This is a genomic window from Ottowia thiooxydans (genome assembly GCF_040548795.1).
Lineage (GTDB): Bacteria > Pseudomonadota > Gammaproteobacteria > Burkholderiales > Burkholderiaceae_C > Ottowia > Ottowia thiooxydans_A.
Map to the genome: position 1 here is coordinate 261,382 of NZ_JBEPSH010000001.1, position 13,217 is coordinate 274,598.

14 protein-coding genes are annotated in these 13,217 nt (G+C 58.0%); 7 read left to right on the forward strand and 7 right to left on the reverse strand.

The genetic code is table 11. The annotated features are described in order from the left end of the window. Positions 1–674: 674 nt before the first annotated feature. The gene (locus ABIE13_RS01235) at positions 675–2,354 is read left to right on the forward strand and encodes a ShlB/FhaC/HecB family hemolysin secretion/activation protein (RefSeq protein WP_354440435.1); all 1,680 of its coding nucleotides are present in this window, start codon (positions 675–677) and stop codon (positions 2,352–2,354) included. Here the strand turns inward: ABIE13_RS01235 and ABIE13_RS01240 are convergent. Beyond that, positions 2,327–2,512 carry a hypothetical protein gene (locus tag ABIE13_RS01240; RefSeq protein ID WP_354440437.1) on the reverse strand — a complete coding sequence of 62 codons (186 nt, stop codon included), beginning with the start codon at positions 2,510–2,512 and terminating at the stop codon, positions 2,327–2,329. The two genes, ABIE13_RS01235 and ABIE13_RS01240, sit on opposite strands and share 28 nt — an antisense overlap. An 839-nt stretch (positions 2,513–3,351) precedes the next feature. On the opposite strand from ABIE13_RS01240, the gene ABIE13_RS01245 reads away from it, so the two are divergent. Further along, positions 3,352–4,296: a LysR family transcriptional regulator gene (locus ABIE13_RS01245; protein ID WP_354440439.1), complete on the forward strand. Its 945-nt coding sequence runs from the start codon at positions 3,352–3,354 to the stop codon at positions 4,294–4,296. Positions 4,297–4,570: 274 nt separating this feature from the next. Here ABIE13_RS01245 and ABIE13_RS01250 read toward each other — a convergent pair whose 3' ends face one another. Next, entirely contained in the window at positions 4,571–4,945 is a 375-nt protein-coding gene (locus ABIE13_RS01250) for a hypothetical protein (RefSeq protein ID WP_354440440.1), read from the reverse strand. A gap of 427 nt (positions 4,946–5,372) precedes the next feature. On the opposite strand from ABIE13_RS01250, the gene ABIE13_RS01255 reads away from it, so the two are divergent. The 4 genes from ABIE13_RS01255 (at position 5,373) to ABIE13_RS01270 (ending at position 8,517) form a co-directional block, all read left to right on the forward strand. Further along, positions 5,373–5,774, forward strand: a complete 402-nt coding sequence (locus tag ABIE13_RS01255) for a RidA family protein (protein ID WP_354440442.1) — start codon at positions 5,373–5,375, stop codon at positions 5,772–5,774. Positions 5,775–5,866: 92 nt separating this feature from the next. Then, positions 5,867–6,862: a Bug family tripartite tricarboxylate transporter substrate binding protein gene (locus ABIE13_RS01260; protein WP_354440443.1), complete on the forward strand. Its 996-nt coding sequence runs from the start codon at positions 5,867–5,869 to the stop codon at positions 6,860–6,862. Continuing rightward, positions 6,859–7,494: a cysteine dioxygenase family protein gene (locus ABIE13_RS01265; protein WP_354440445.1), complete on the forward strand. Its 636-nt coding sequence runs from the start codon at positions 6,859–6,861 to the stop codon at positions 7,492–7,494. Before ABIE13_RS01260 ends, ABIE13_RS01265 begins: the two co-directional genes overlap by 4 nt. Before the next feature lie 165 nt (positions 7,495–7,659). Continuing rightward, positions 7,660–8,517, forward strand: a complete 858-nt coding sequence (locus tag ABIE13_RS01270; RefSeq protein ID WP_354440446.1) for an alpha/beta fold hydrolase — start codon at positions 7,660–7,662, stop codon at positions 8,515–8,517. Between the two features lie 175 nt (positions 8,518–8,692). On the opposite strand, the gene ABIE13_RS01275 is transcribed toward ABIE13_RS01270, so the two are convergent. From ABIE13_RS01275 to ABIE13_RS01285, 3 genes are read right to left on the reverse strand one after another with little or no spacing between them, the layout of a single operon-like run. Next, positions 8,693–9,037 carry a cupin domain-containing protein gene (locus ABIE13_RS01275; RefSeq protein ID WP_354440447.1) on the reverse strand — a complete coding sequence of 115 codons (345 nt, stop codon included), beginning with the start codon at positions 9,035–9,037 and terminating at the stop codon, positions 8,693–8,695. Next, the gene (locus tag ABIE13_RS01280; RefSeq protein WP_354440449.1) at positions 9,034–10,002 is read right to left on the reverse strand and encodes an alpha/beta hydrolase; all 969 of its coding nucleotides are present in this window, start codon (positions 10,000–10,002) and stop codon (positions 9,034–9,036) included. Before ABIE13_RS01280 ends, ABIE13_RS01275 begins: the two co-directional genes overlap by 4 nt. 5 nt (positions 10,003–10,007) lie before the next feature. After that, positions 10,008–10,994: a Bug family tripartite tricarboxylate transporter substrate binding protein gene (locus ABIE13_RS01285; protein ID WP_354440450.1), complete on the reverse strand. Its 987-nt coding sequence runs from the start codon at positions 10,992–10,994 to the stop codon at positions 10,008–10,010. Between the two features lie 96 nt (positions 10,995–11,090). On the opposite strand from ABIE13_RS01285, the gene ABIE13_RS01290 reads away from it, so the two are divergent. After that, on the forward strand, positions 11,091–11,654 hold the full coding sequence (locus ABIE13_RS01290) for a cupin domain-containing protein (RefSeq protein ID WP_354440452.1): 564 nt from the start codon (positions 11,091–11,093) through the stop codon (positions 11,652–11,654). A 151-nt stretch (positions 11,655–11,805) separates the two neighbouring features. On the opposite strand, the gene ABIE13_RS01295 is transcribed toward ABIE13_RS01290, so the two are convergent. Next, a complete protein-coding gene (locus ABIE13_RS01295; protein WP_354440454.1) occupies positions 11,806–12,237 on the reverse strand; it encodes a RidA family protein in 432 nt (143 codons plus the stop codon). Continuing rightward, positions 12,234–13,217: a Bug family tripartite tricarboxylate transporter substrate binding protein gene (locus ABIE13_RS01300; protein WP_354440456.1), complete on the reverse strand. Its 984-nt coding sequence runs from the start codon at positions 13,215–13,217 to the stop codon at positions 12,234–12,236. Before ABIE13_RS01300 ends, ABIE13_RS01295 begins: the two co-directional genes overlap by 4 nt.

Below are 13,217 nucleotides of genomic sequence, written 5' to 3' on the forward strand. Positions count from 1 at the left end.
GGCAATTCGGGGGTCTCTTCAAGCGCTGAATTGCCAAGCTGGAGCTTGGCGCTCCGAGGAGGAACAGCCGGCTCAAGGCACGGCTTATTGGCGCGCGACTCCGGCTTCATCCTGCCCTGTGAGTTTCTAACCAACATAGCGCCTGCGGCCACCCTTGAAGTAACTCATGACGCGCTCGGGGGGGGCTCCAACATCGCCATGTGATCGTTGGCCGCCGCGCGTAATGTGACTTTGGCGCGCATCCCAGCGCACTTGCCTACGCGTGCTGGAAGCATCTGGTATTTCCTGGGAGCGCCAAGCTCCAGCTTGGCAATTCGGGGGTCTCTGCAAGCTCTGAATTGCCAAGCTGGAGCTTGGCGCTCCCAGGAGGAACCGCCTGCTCCAGGGGCGGCTTGTTTACGTGCAACTCCCGTTTCACTTGGCAGAACTTCACGTGCCCTAATTTTTTTGAACTCTTTGGTAGTAATTGTTACTTAATCTTCTGAAGCTGATTGAATAAAATAAAAAAAAGTATTCATATCAATGGAATAAGGAGCAGCTTCTCCGTACAGAAATCACAAGTTCGTTCTTTTTTGATTTTGAATTCTAGAAGCTGCCCCTTTACCACCGATCAGTGGTCACATCCCAAAACTTCGCCAAACCAAGCGCTGACTGCGCTTATCCGATTCTTGGCGATGGCTTGGTTCCTGACTCCTGCCTTCGCGCAAGAAGCTCCGCCTCTTCCTCCTTCTCGAATCATCGAAGAAGGATTGAGACGGGAAACCCAGCGCCTGCAGGAGCAAGCCGCTGATCCGGTACGTGACGCTCTGCGTCCGGCTGAGTCGCAAGCAGTTTCAACTGAGATTCCTCAGGAGACCCCCTGTTTTAACGTCCAGCGCATCGCTTTGCTGGGTGCCATGGCGAAGGAGTTTGACTGGTTGCACGCTCGTGCCGAGCCCTGGATGAACCATTGTTTGGGCGTAAAAGGTGTTGGCCAGCTCACGTCTGCTTTGGATGCCGCCTTGTTGGAGGCTGGCTTTGTCACCAGCAAAGTAACCCTTCCCCCGCAAAACCTGGCAGACGGCACGCTACAGATCAACTTGCATGCGGGGCGCATCGCCGCCGTCGAAAGCACGCCTGGCCTTTTGTGGGCCGGTGCGTTCCCTATGGGTCCCGGCGAATTGCTTAACGTTCGAGACCTTGACCAAGGCGTAGAGCAGATGAACCGGCTGCCCAGCCGCACGGTTCAGACTCAGCTTGCCCCTGGCCCAGAGCCTGACACCAGCATCGTCCGCATTCAAAGCAACCCGTCTGGTTCCCGATTACGTGGCGGCTTCACGTTTGATAACTCCGGTTCTCCCAGTCTCGGTCGGCCTCAGTTGAGTGCCAACATGGCGCTCGATGACCCAACCGGCCTGAACGATCTCATCAGCGCCAGCATCAACACCAATCTGAAAGGCTTGGCCGCGGACCACCGCAGCCAATCGCTGTCTGCGAACTACAGCATTCCGTGGGGATACAACTTGTTCACACTCAGCGCCTACAGCGCTCGGTTCGCACAGCAAATACAACTTACCACGGCAGCGGTGGTCTCTAGCGGCCGCAGCCAGGGTCTTGAATTGCGCTGGGACCGCACCGTCTGGCGTAACCAATCCAGCAAGATGGGTGTGTTTGCCGGTGCGTCGATTCGCCGTTCAAACAGCTTTCTGGGTGACGTTGAGTTGCTCGTGCAGAAACGACGCAACAGCTTCGCTAATCTGGGCGTTCACTACAAACACCTTTTCAAGCGCGCCAGTCTGGATGGTGAACTGTCGCTGCGCCAAGGCTTGGGCTGGTTTGGCGCAGAGCCAGACTACGACCCCCAGGTTTCGCAGGGGCTCACGTTGCGTCCACAGATCTGGAATGCCAGCGTAGCGGTAGATGCGCCTGACGTGTTCAATCGGCGCGCAAGCGCACAACCCGGGCAGGCAGTGCGCCCGATAGGTTTGCGCAGCAGCATCCGGCTTCAGTACACCAAAGACACCACGCTCACGATTGATCAATTCAGCATCGGCAGCCGAGGCACTGTGCGCGGTTTCGATGGCACCGCTTCATTGCTCGCAGAAAACGGCTTTGCCTGGCGTAACGAGTGGACCATGCCGATGCAGATCGCTAGCTTGCCTGCTCTCGGCTACGTGGTTGTCGACCTTGGCCGGGTCTGGGGGCCTTCCAGTGGCCAGCTCTCCGGAAAGCGCCTGGCTGGCGCTGCTCTAGGTGTTCGTTCGCAATGGCGTCAATTTCATTTTGACGCTTCCCTGGCAAAGCCGCTTTCCAAGCCTTCAGGTTATAGAAGCGCCCGTCTGTCCCCCTATCTGTCGTTGTCGTACGTGTTCTGAGTTGAGCGCTCCGGGTCCCCTTTGACTGCATCAAGACGCAAACGCAATACTGTGTGGGCGCTGGCGTAGAGCTTGCGCGTTGGCTTGAATGGATTGCGAGCTCTGTCAAAGCGCTGGACCATCCGCACCTGGTGTTTGCCGGTAGTAAGGGTTTTCATCTTTATATCAACGAATTTATGGTGTTTAAAGTTGATATTTCATGGATTTTCCCTATAGGTATCGTGATGCAGATGAGCGCATGAGGCGCACGTCGCTAAGGCGTCCGTTTGGCGGGGGAACGGCTATCGATGCTGGGTATCAGGTGAGCGGCGCCTTGCTGAGGAGTCTGGGACGCCGCCATAGATTCTTATCGACCGGATCTGTTCAGCTCGGGAGGCGTTGGTTTTAATGAGGGCTCAGCGCTGGAGGCCCCGTTGCAAGAATCTTGCGTTAGAGAGTTGGAAAGAGAAGGGAACTGCAATGTGCCCACCAGAAGCCTCGGTGGCATGACTGATTGAGTTGGGTGTGGCGCATTCAGATCGCCATGGGCCAATGGTTGCCCTTCATCCAGGTTTTGGAGCTCAAGGTCTTCGAAGTCAAGGTCTTCAAGGTCGAAATTGTGAAAGCTCAGTGCCCAAGGCAGTGAGTCTGTGGCGCTCGAATCTCCGATGACGATATGCCTGTCTCCGTTGGACGGAGTTGCCGTATGGTATGAATCCAAAGAAGTGGAGGGGGTGAAAGCGGAGGGAGGAATGGGCAGCACAGGGGTGCTGCTGGTTGAATTGGGTTTCTGCATAGCGAACGGTAAAAAAGTGCACTCGGCCATTCAATATGGCGTTTTAAATAAATCTAAAGTGTTATTTTAATGGAGGCGCTCTTCGTTTGGAGCGATTCTGTGCACAACCGAAAGGCAGGGGGATTGAACAAGCTCCATCCGCTCCTTTTTTTTGGGGCTGAGCCTTGCATTACGGACGTGAGAGAGCGAGCGAGCCGTATTTGAATTAGATTGCGATGACTTATGGATTCCAATCTATCCCCCGACGTTGCCGCGCTTCCTTTCAGGCTCAAGTTCAGGCACATGGTGCTGCTCGACGCCCTGGGGGAATCTCTGTCGCTGCGCAAGGCTGCTCAGGTCGCCCATCTGACTCAACCGGCTGCCACGCGGGCGATCTCAGAGCTCGAGTCTGCATTTGGCGTTCTGCTGTTTGAACGCTCTCACCGCGGCATGGCGCCCACCGTGTTCGGGGAGGCTGTGATCCGTCATGCGCGGCAGTTGCTGTTTGACGTTCAGCGCGCGCATGAAGAGGTTCAAGCATTGCGGTCAGGCTCGCATGGGCTGGTCAGGGTCGGGGTTTTGCTATCGTCGGCGGTGAAGTTGCTGCCTATGGCCATTGGGGAGGTCAAGCGCAAGCACCCCAACTTGCGAATATCTCTGGAACAACTGCCCCAGCCACCTTTGATCTCCCGGCTACGGGAAGGCAGTCTTGATGTCATTTTGTGCCGGGTCGTGACCAATGCGACTGACGCGGATCATTTGGTGCAGACGGTGTTGTTCGATGATGACTTTGTGTTGGTTTGCGGGCGTACGCACAAGTTGGCGAAAGCGAAAACTGTTGCGATGAGCGACATCATCGACGCGCCCTGGGTGTTGCCGCACTCCAGTGGCGCTCTGTATGAGCATGTCCGCGCCTTGTTTTTAACGCAGGCGGGCCGCATTCCTTCCAACGTGGTGGAGTCCACAACTTCGCTCGCGACCAATCTGATGCTCATTGAGCACTACGGTTATCTGAACTTCATGCAAAGGACGGTCGCTCAGACTTATGAGCAGAGGCGGGTGCTGCGTATTCTGCCGATGTCGCTCGGAAGTCCTCTGGGGCCGCACGTGGTGGCTGTGCGAAAGGATGGAAGCCGCTCACCCGCGATGACGGCATTTTTGGAGACTCTGACGGGTCTGGTCCAGTGAAGCAGAGAAATCGGCTTTGCCAGACACCGCCTGGAGGGCCGGCGCGGTAGGGCACACGACGAGGCGGCGTGGCGACCCCTTGCGACGTGCGCAGGCCTGCAAGCCGGCGCTTGGGTCGAGAGCTGCGGTCAACCGGAGCTTAGAAAATGGGATGGTGGATAGGCCCTTCCTGGGAGCGCCAGTTTCCAGTTTGCAACTCTGGGCATCCACAAAAGCCGAATTGCCAAGCTGGAGCTTGGCGCTCCCAGGAGACAGCCCCTCGCCAAAGAATCTTTCAAGGCTCCATGCGGAACATCAATTCTGCTTGGGAATCTGGCTGGGAGTCGGCTTGCGACTGCCACGATTCGGAATCAACCCCTTGATGGGTGGCATCGGCGTCGTACGAGTGGGGGATCTGTCCGCCCGCCGGGAATAAATGGTGCACCCGTTCCATGATGGGGCTTTGTGAATCAGCGCTGGAGTAGCCGATAGCCGACTCACTGAAGCTTCTGCCGTGGAAGATTGTGCTGCTCGTTTGCGAGTTTCCCACTTGGATTGGCCGACTCTCCTCGTCCGTGTGCTGCAGATGCGCATCGGCATCTTGAGCCTGAGCCAGAAAAAAAGCCAGTGATGGAGAAGGTGAAGCTCCTGGTGGAATCGGTCTTTGCATGGTTTGTCTAGTCTCCTTTTATGAGGCCCCGAGGGCGAGTCGGGAAATGCCGTGCCTGCCGCTCCGCGAGCCAGAAGCCTTTGAGCGCCAACTTGCAAGCCAGCCTTGGCATTGGTAACACCCCCATGTGATTCGTTCCAAGTTGGGATGGCAGCTTTGGGTTGATCATTTCAAAAGGCGTCCTATCGGGTCCGGCTTGTGCGGCGGCCTTGTGTTCCCTAGGTTTTACCTCCGGGTTGGCGGCTTTCATCAGGTGATCCATTTTTGGCATATAGATCACAAAAAAAAGCATTATGGTGAATCAGGGAAGAGGCCTAAGCTGCGGGCATTGGTGTTGCAAGGCAGACCTTTTTCTCAACACGTAGAGCGTGGGCGGAGCGGGAGGGGCTGAGCAGCACGGCTTGGTTTCCCAACAGGTTCTGAACCCATGAGTGCGTATCCATTTGAATGCATCAATCCGAAGGAGCTGGGTGCCCCGCTCGGACCTTACTCCCAGGCGGTGATCGTGCCTGCCGGACGTCAACTTCTGCAACTGTCTGGGCAGACGCCGCTCAGAGAAGATGGGTCCATTCCCGAAGGGATAGAAGCTCAGGCGGAGTTGGTGTGGCAGCGGGTGGGGATTGTGCTCAGAGAAGCAGGGCTGGACTACATCAACATTTTCCGCGTGGTGACTTACCTGGTTGACCCACTGGATGCCCCAGCTCACGCCAAGGTTCGCGCCAAATATCTCGGCAACGCAAGGCCGGCGTCCACTGGTCTGGTGGTGTCCAAGCTGTTCAACCCCGCTTACCGGCTTGAGGTGGATATTTCTGCCTTGTGGCCGGGCTGAGCCGTACGGCGCGAGATGGTTAGACATAGTCCACCGCGCGTTGCATTCACCACGTTATTCGCAACTGCATTCACCATTGGAAGAGAGCAAACATGAAGAGCGGAAAAAGCCATTTGGTTCACCGGCGCACATGGTTCAAGCAGGCTGGCGCGCTTGCCGCAGCTGTGACGTGGGTACCTGTTGTCCAAGCCCAGCCGGGCACCGGCAAGGTGGTGAAAATCGTGGTGCCCACGGCACCCGGTGGATCGGTGGACTCCAGTGCGCGCCTGCTCGCAGACGCTCTGAACAAAGTGCAGAACGAACGCTTCATTGTGGAGAACCGGGCCGGGGCGGGTGGTGCCATCGGGGTTCAGTCCGTAGTGAAAAGCGCACCTGATGGGCAGACTCTGGTGTTGGGGATTGCGGCCACCATCTCTGTACAGACCGCCGTCAATCCAAACCTGCAATACAACCCCTTGAAGGACCTGGCGCCTATCGCCGTTTTTGCGCAAGGTGGCCTGGTGGTGGCTGTCGCGGCAAACAGCCCCTGCCGAACGATCAAAGACCTGATTCCCCTGGTCAAGGAAAGACAAGAGCTGACTTTTGGAACGGGTGGCCAAGGCACCTTTGGACATCTGACGGGGGAGGTCCTGAAGTCCGAGCTTGGCGTGCCCATGCGGCACATTCCTTACCGGGGTTCTGCACCGGCGGTGACCGACCTCATTGGCGGGCAGCTCGATTTTTGTGTCGTGGATGCGTTCTCCATGGCGCCCCACGTGCAGGCTGGCAAAGCCAGGATACTGGCGACGGCGTCACCCGTCCGGCACCCCACGTTTCCGCAAGTTCCCACCTTGTCTGAATCAGGCGTGCCGTTCAATCAGGGCACGTGGCTTGGACTGTTTGCGCCAGCAGAGGTCAATCAGGAAGTGGTCAAAAACCTGAGCAAGACGATTGAAACCCTTTCTGCTTCTGCAGACTTCCGCAAGCACCTTGCTCAACTCGGCTTCATTCCCATGTACCTGGGACCGCAGGAAACCCAGAAACTCGTGAGTGCTGATATAGATGCCTGGAAACGCATCGCGAAAAGTGCAAATGTGAAGGTGGAATGATGGCCAGCGTTGAAGCAATCCATGACTTGAGTAGTCGGCGCAGTGATGGGCTGAGTGGCACGCCTTCTCTTCGAAGGGCCGCAGCGGTCCAGCGCACGATTGAACAGGTCAAGGCGCTGGTCTCGGGTCATCAGCATATTGGTATTGCCACCTCTCAAGGCATCTGCGACTTGATGGGCCAGTTGGCGGCTGATCTACCGCTGTGGGAGAGCGATGATTTTCCGGTGCCGGAAGACAAGCTTTGGCAGGCGTACCAGTTGCACGAAGAACCGGATGGCTCCTATGCCATGTACGCGGTGGCCATGAAGCCGGGGCATCAGCAACCTCCACACAACCACACCACCTGGGCAGCTATTGCAGGCGTGAGGGGGCGCGAGCAAAACAGGCTGTACGTGCGTGAGCCGGCACAGCCTCATGCGCGTGTGCGGCATTTGATTGATATCACCGTGGATCACGGCCGGGTGATTGCCATGGGGCCTGATGACGTTCATTCCATTGAAGTGTTGGGTCCGGACGAAGCCTTGCACCTTCACTTGTATGGCAAGGGCTTCGCTCATTTGAACGACAGACGGATTTTTGATCTTGAGTCGGGAGAAGGACGCCCATTTCCCACCATTCAGGGCATCAAGTAGACCCTGAAGCACGTTTTTTAAAAGATTTCACCCAGGCGTCTTTTACGCTGGCAATACGCATTAGACCAAGCATCAAGGCAGAGAGCAGGCCCGGCACCGAATTCGGAGCGGGGGCATGGGCGAAGCTCGGCCAGTCAGATTTCACTTTTCTTAAACGGAGACCACATGACTAACTCGATCATCAACCAACACAGCGACGGCTATGTGCAAGCGGGTGCATTGAAGTTGCACTACGAACAATGGGGCAACGGCCCTAAAACGGTGGTGGCCCTTCATGGCACTTCACTGCATGGCAAGGTCTGGTACTGGCTGGCTCAGGCCTTGCCTCGGGAATACCGTCTGATTGGCCTGGACCAACGCTCGCACGGAGATTCTGACCGTGCAAAGCCTGGGGAGTACACAGTTGATCATTACTGCGCCGACCTGGAAGCCTTTGCTGACGCCATGAAGCTGGATCACTTCTCTATCGTCGGCTCTTCTCTGGGCTCACGTGTGGCATTGCTCTATGCGGCCAAGCACCCCGAGCGCGTGGATTCCCTGGGATTGCTGGATCTCAGCTTCGAGATGCCTACAGCGGCATCGGAGCACATGGTGCATGCACACGTTACCCGCCCGCGTACATTCGCCAATTTTGAAGAGGCCGTGGCTTTTTCCAAGACCTTGCCTCAGCGGCTTCGCTTCACTGATGAAATTCATCGGCTGACATTGGAAGGGGATCTGCAGAAGCACGCAGATGGCACTCTGGAATGGCGCTACGAGAAGGACGCGGCGATTGAGACACTGCGTTGCGCGGCGCGCGATATGTGGGATTCAGTTCGGGCGGTGCGCGCTCCTACCACGATTCTGCGGGGGGCGGATAGCGATGTGTTGATTCCGTCTACCGTGGAGCGGCTGAAGAAGGAATTCAAAGGGGTGCGCATTGTGGACGTGCCTAATGCGGGGCATTCGATCTGGGGCGATAACCCGGAGTTCACGGCGAATGCGCTGGTGGAGATGTTGGATTCAGTGGGCGAGCCGGCCTGAAGAGTCCTTGGACCAAGTCCGCGCGGTCTTGCTTGAAGGGCTGCCCGCTGGGAGCGCCGAGCTCCTGCTCGGCATCTTGGGTTCATTTGGCGCTGTCATGCCGAGCAGGAGCTCGGCGGTCCCAGGGGAATACCAGGTCAGGCGCAGCGGGCCTGGTCCATCCCTGGCATACGGTCTACAGGAGAACGTAGACTTTTCTGACGGTCTCTTGAATGTCCCAGATCCCGGTTGTGTTCGGGGAAAAGAACAAGGTGTCACCTGCGGCGATGGTGATCGAAGGACCGTCATCCGGTGTGAAGGTGCAGCGGCCCGCCAGAAAGTGCATGAATTCTCCAGCCACTACCTGCCGCTGGAAACGGCCTGGCGAGCATTCCCAGATGCCGGTGGAGGTGGCTTCTTTGCCTGGGATCTTGAAGTCTTCGCCAGTGAGTTGGCAAGCGGGTTCGCTCAGAGGAACACCGACCGGCCCTATGCTTTTGAGTGTTCTGGTGACAGTATTGGAAACGTGCTGGATGCTCATGGTGTCGTAGGTTTGGAAGGGGCTGTGGAGCCCAAGGCGTTGCGAATGGCGGCGGACAGGGCTTCGAAAGTTGCTCGAGCACCTGGGCTCACAAAGCGGGCTCGAAGAAACCCATGGATAGACCGGGGCACCACCTGAAACTCAGTGGGAATACCTGCTTCACGGAGCAAGCGGGCGTATTCAACTGATTCGTCGTGCAGGGGGTCGTACTCACCCACCGCAATGAACGCCGGAGGCAGGCCGTCGAAGCGAGTAGCGCGTATGGGCGCGGCGATGGGGTCCTTGGTGTGCCTTTGACCTGGAAGGTAGGCGTCCCAGAAATAATCCATCATGTCTGCGCGGAGCATTGGGTCCAGTCCACGCTGGTGCGATGGCCTGTTTTTGATGGGGTCGATGCCAGGGTACAGCAAGCCTTGAAAAAGCAAGGGCGGCCCTCCGTGGTCTCGCGTTTGCATGGTCAATGCGGCCGCCAGACATCCACCTGCGCTGTCTCCCACCACGGCGATGCGGGACACATCTGCGTCCAGCCAGTCGCCATTGCGGTGCACCCACTGAAGCACACCAAAGCAATCGTCCGGTGCGGCAGGGTAGGGGTTCTCAGGCGCTCGGCGGTAATGAACGCTGATGACAATGGCGCCGGTTTCCTCTGCCAGACCCCAGGTGATGGTGTCATGGGTGTCATAGCTGCTGGCCACAAAGCCACCACCGTGTATGTAGATCACGACCGGGGCTGGTCCGGTCACGTCCTTGCGGCGGTAGATGCGGATGGGCACCTCACGTCCTGGCAGATTGACCCACCAGTTCACGATGTCGATGCTCTCTGGTGCCGGGCGCCGCCATACCGAATGGGTGCGGTCGGTGTTGCGCCGCCGTTCTTCGATATTGCGGGGAACGGGGTGAATTGCCACCGTCTCCCGAATCTTGTCGATATAGGCCTGGATCCCTGGTTCGAATTCAACGCTCATGGTGCTCAATCCAACTTGATGTTCAAGGGTTCAATGACTTTACGGAGCATTTCCGTATCTTTGGCGACGTACTCTGTCATCTGCTGCGGAGTCATGGTGCCCATAGGGGTCTCGCCGCCTACCTGAAGGCGCTCTTTGATGGGCGGACTGGTGAAGAAAGCGTTGAGCTCTTTGTTCATTAGATTGATAACGGAGGCTGGCGTCCCCGTAGGTGCCATCAGTCCATACCAGACGCCAGTCACGATGCCTTTGAAACCAGCTTCACCCAGGGTTGGGACATCGGGCAGGGCGGGCGTGCGCACGTCGTTTGAAACGCCCAGTGCACGGACCTTTTTCTGTTTCAGTAGCGGCTGTGCCGTTGCGATGGCTGAGAAGGCGAAATCGACTTCCTGCGTGCCTACGGCCATGGACGCGGGTGCCGCCCCTTTGTAGTGGACTGATGTGGCGCGGATGCCGGCCAGGGAGGAAAACAGCTCACCTGTGATGTGCGTGGCGCCTCCAGCACCTGTGGTGGAGTAGTTCAGCTTGCCCGGGTTCTTCTTCGCAAAATCAACCAATTGTTCGGCGTTTTGAAAAGGTGATGTCTCTGGGACGATCAACACGGACGATGAACGGAAAGCCAGACCGATGGCTGTGAGGTCTTCCATCTTGTAGGGAAGCTGCGCACGGAAGAACTTGTTTGTATACACGTTGCTGACGCAGAAACACAGCGTGTACCCGTCGGCAGGTGCTTTGGCCACAAACTGGGTGCCGATGATGGTTGCCGCGCCTGGCTTGTTCTCTACGAGGAAGGGTTGCCCGAACTTGGTCTGGAGGTGCGTGGCGAACAGGCGAGCGTAGGTGTCCGTGAGCCCGCCTGGTTCAAAGCCGACGACGATGCGTACAGGCTTATTGGGATATGAATCCTGCGCAAGCGAGGGCACGCTGGCCAGGGCCAGGAAAGTAGCTGCGATCAAGGCGCGCAAGGCACCCCTCCGATGACTGAATGACATGGCTTTTCTTGGTGTGTATGCAGACGACTTCAGTCTAGCAGCGTTTTCATGAAAACGATATAGAATTTTCATGTACATGAAATGCATAATCGGGATATGGACATCACCCGAAACTTGGAAATAACCCTGGGCCCGCGGCTGCGCGCGCTGCGTCAGCAGAGAAAGATCTCACTGATGGCTCTCGCCAAGGCCAGCGGGAAATCTGTCGGATATGTCAGCCAGGTGGAGCGGGGTATCTCTTCCCCCACGCTGAGAGAGCTCAGCCTTTTTTCTGAAGTCCTGGGCGTGGACATGGTGTCACTGCTGACGGACACGCCTTCAGCGGATACGCACCCACCGGTGCGGCGTGACGCTGATCGCAGCTTTATTCCATTTCGTGGAGAGCAAACGCGCAAACGTGTTTTGACCCCTCGGAACGAAGGCGTGCTTAAGATGTATGTGATGCAGATCGAACCTGGAGGCTCGTCCGGCGACGCGCTATATACCCACGAGGGGGAAGAGGCAGGTTACGTGTTGGCGGGGGAGATTGTGCTGAACATTGCGGAGACGGAATACCGGCTGGCTGTCGGAGACAGTTTTCGGTTTTCCAGCACCACGCCACACGCGTTCAGAAACGTTGGAAATACGCTTGCAGAGGTTGTTTGGGTGAATGTCGGTTGACATTCTGTGGTTGCAACGCAGGTGCGGCTGCGGGAATCCGCATGGCTATTTAGGTTGACCCGGCAGCGTGCACAACGTTCGACGCACGTTGGTTGCTAACGCCGGGATCCCTTCAGGAAGAAAAAGGAGGATGAAAGAAGCAAGCGCGTGGTCAGGCAGTGGACGGAGCGTCGCGGCGCCGCCGCGCGGTCACCTCCAGCTCCACCTTCGCGCCTTCGACCGCGAGCGCGCAGCACACGGTGGTGTTGGCCGGGCGGTTGGGGTCGAAGCGGCGCCGCAGCACTTGGCTGACGGCGATCACGTCGGCGCGGTCGGGCACGTACACGCGCACGCGCACCACGTCGCCTAGATTCGATTGCGCCTCGGCCAGTGCCGCCGCAATGGTGTCGAGCGCCAGCTCGCACTGCGCGTCGGCCGTGGGTGGAAATTGGCCGGTCGCGAAGTCCTGGCCGATGGTGCCGGACACCATGATCCATTCGCCGTCGACCACGGCGCGCGAATAGCCGGCAAGCTCTTCCCAGCGCGATCCGCTCTGGATGAAGCGGACCTCGGGCTTTGGTTGGGTGTCTGTGGTACGACTCATTGCGGCTTGAACCCTGACTCACGGATCACGCGGCTCCAGTGCAGCGAGGCGTCTACCACCCATTGCCGCACCTCTTTCGACGACACGGGCGCCACCTCGTTGCCCATCTTGGCCAGGCGCTCCTGCAGGTCGGGCTGGGCCAGCACGGTCTTCATGCCGCGGTCGAACTGCGCCACGAATTCGGGCGACATTCCCTTCGGCCCGAAGAAAGCGAGCCAGGGATTCTTGTCAATGCCCTTGAAGCCAAGTTCGAGAAACGTGGGAATATCCGGCGCAGTGCGGCTGCGTTCGGCACCCGAACTCGCAAGGATTCGGACCTTGCCCGCGCGGTGGTACTCGATGAGCTCGGTCATCGACGCAATGCCGATCGGAATTTGGCCGGCAAGCAGATCTTGAACCATGGGCGCGCCGCCCTTGTATGGCACAGGATTCATCGTCACACCAAAGGACTTCCCGACAATATCGCCGATGAACTGTGGCACGCTGCCGGATGCAGGCACACCGAAATTAGCTTCGGTCGGGCGGGCCTTCACCCAGGCGCCCAACTCGGACAGGTTCTTGATGCCTGTGCTCCCACTCACAGCCAGCGCGTTGTAGTACGTGGCCACGCCGGCCAGCGCGGTGAAGTCGGTCACCGGGTTGTAGGTCGCGGCCGCTATGGTGAGCGGCACGATCACCTGCGTGTGATCAATGGACAGCATGATGGTAGAGCCATCGGGCGGCGCGGCCTTCAGCAACTGCGCGGCGATTTGTCCGCCCGCGCCGGGTCGGTTTTCGACGACGAAGACCTGCCCGTCTATCGCCTTGCTGAGCTTGTCGATGAGGGCTCGCACCACCACATCCGTCGCGCCGCCAGGCGGAAAGCCCACCAGCACGCGGATTGGCCCATTGTGGAGTTTGGCGTTGGCCGCCAGAGGCGCGGCCAACGCTGGCGTCAGCAGGGTGGCAGCCAAGACTTGGCTGAAATCGCGTCGATTCAT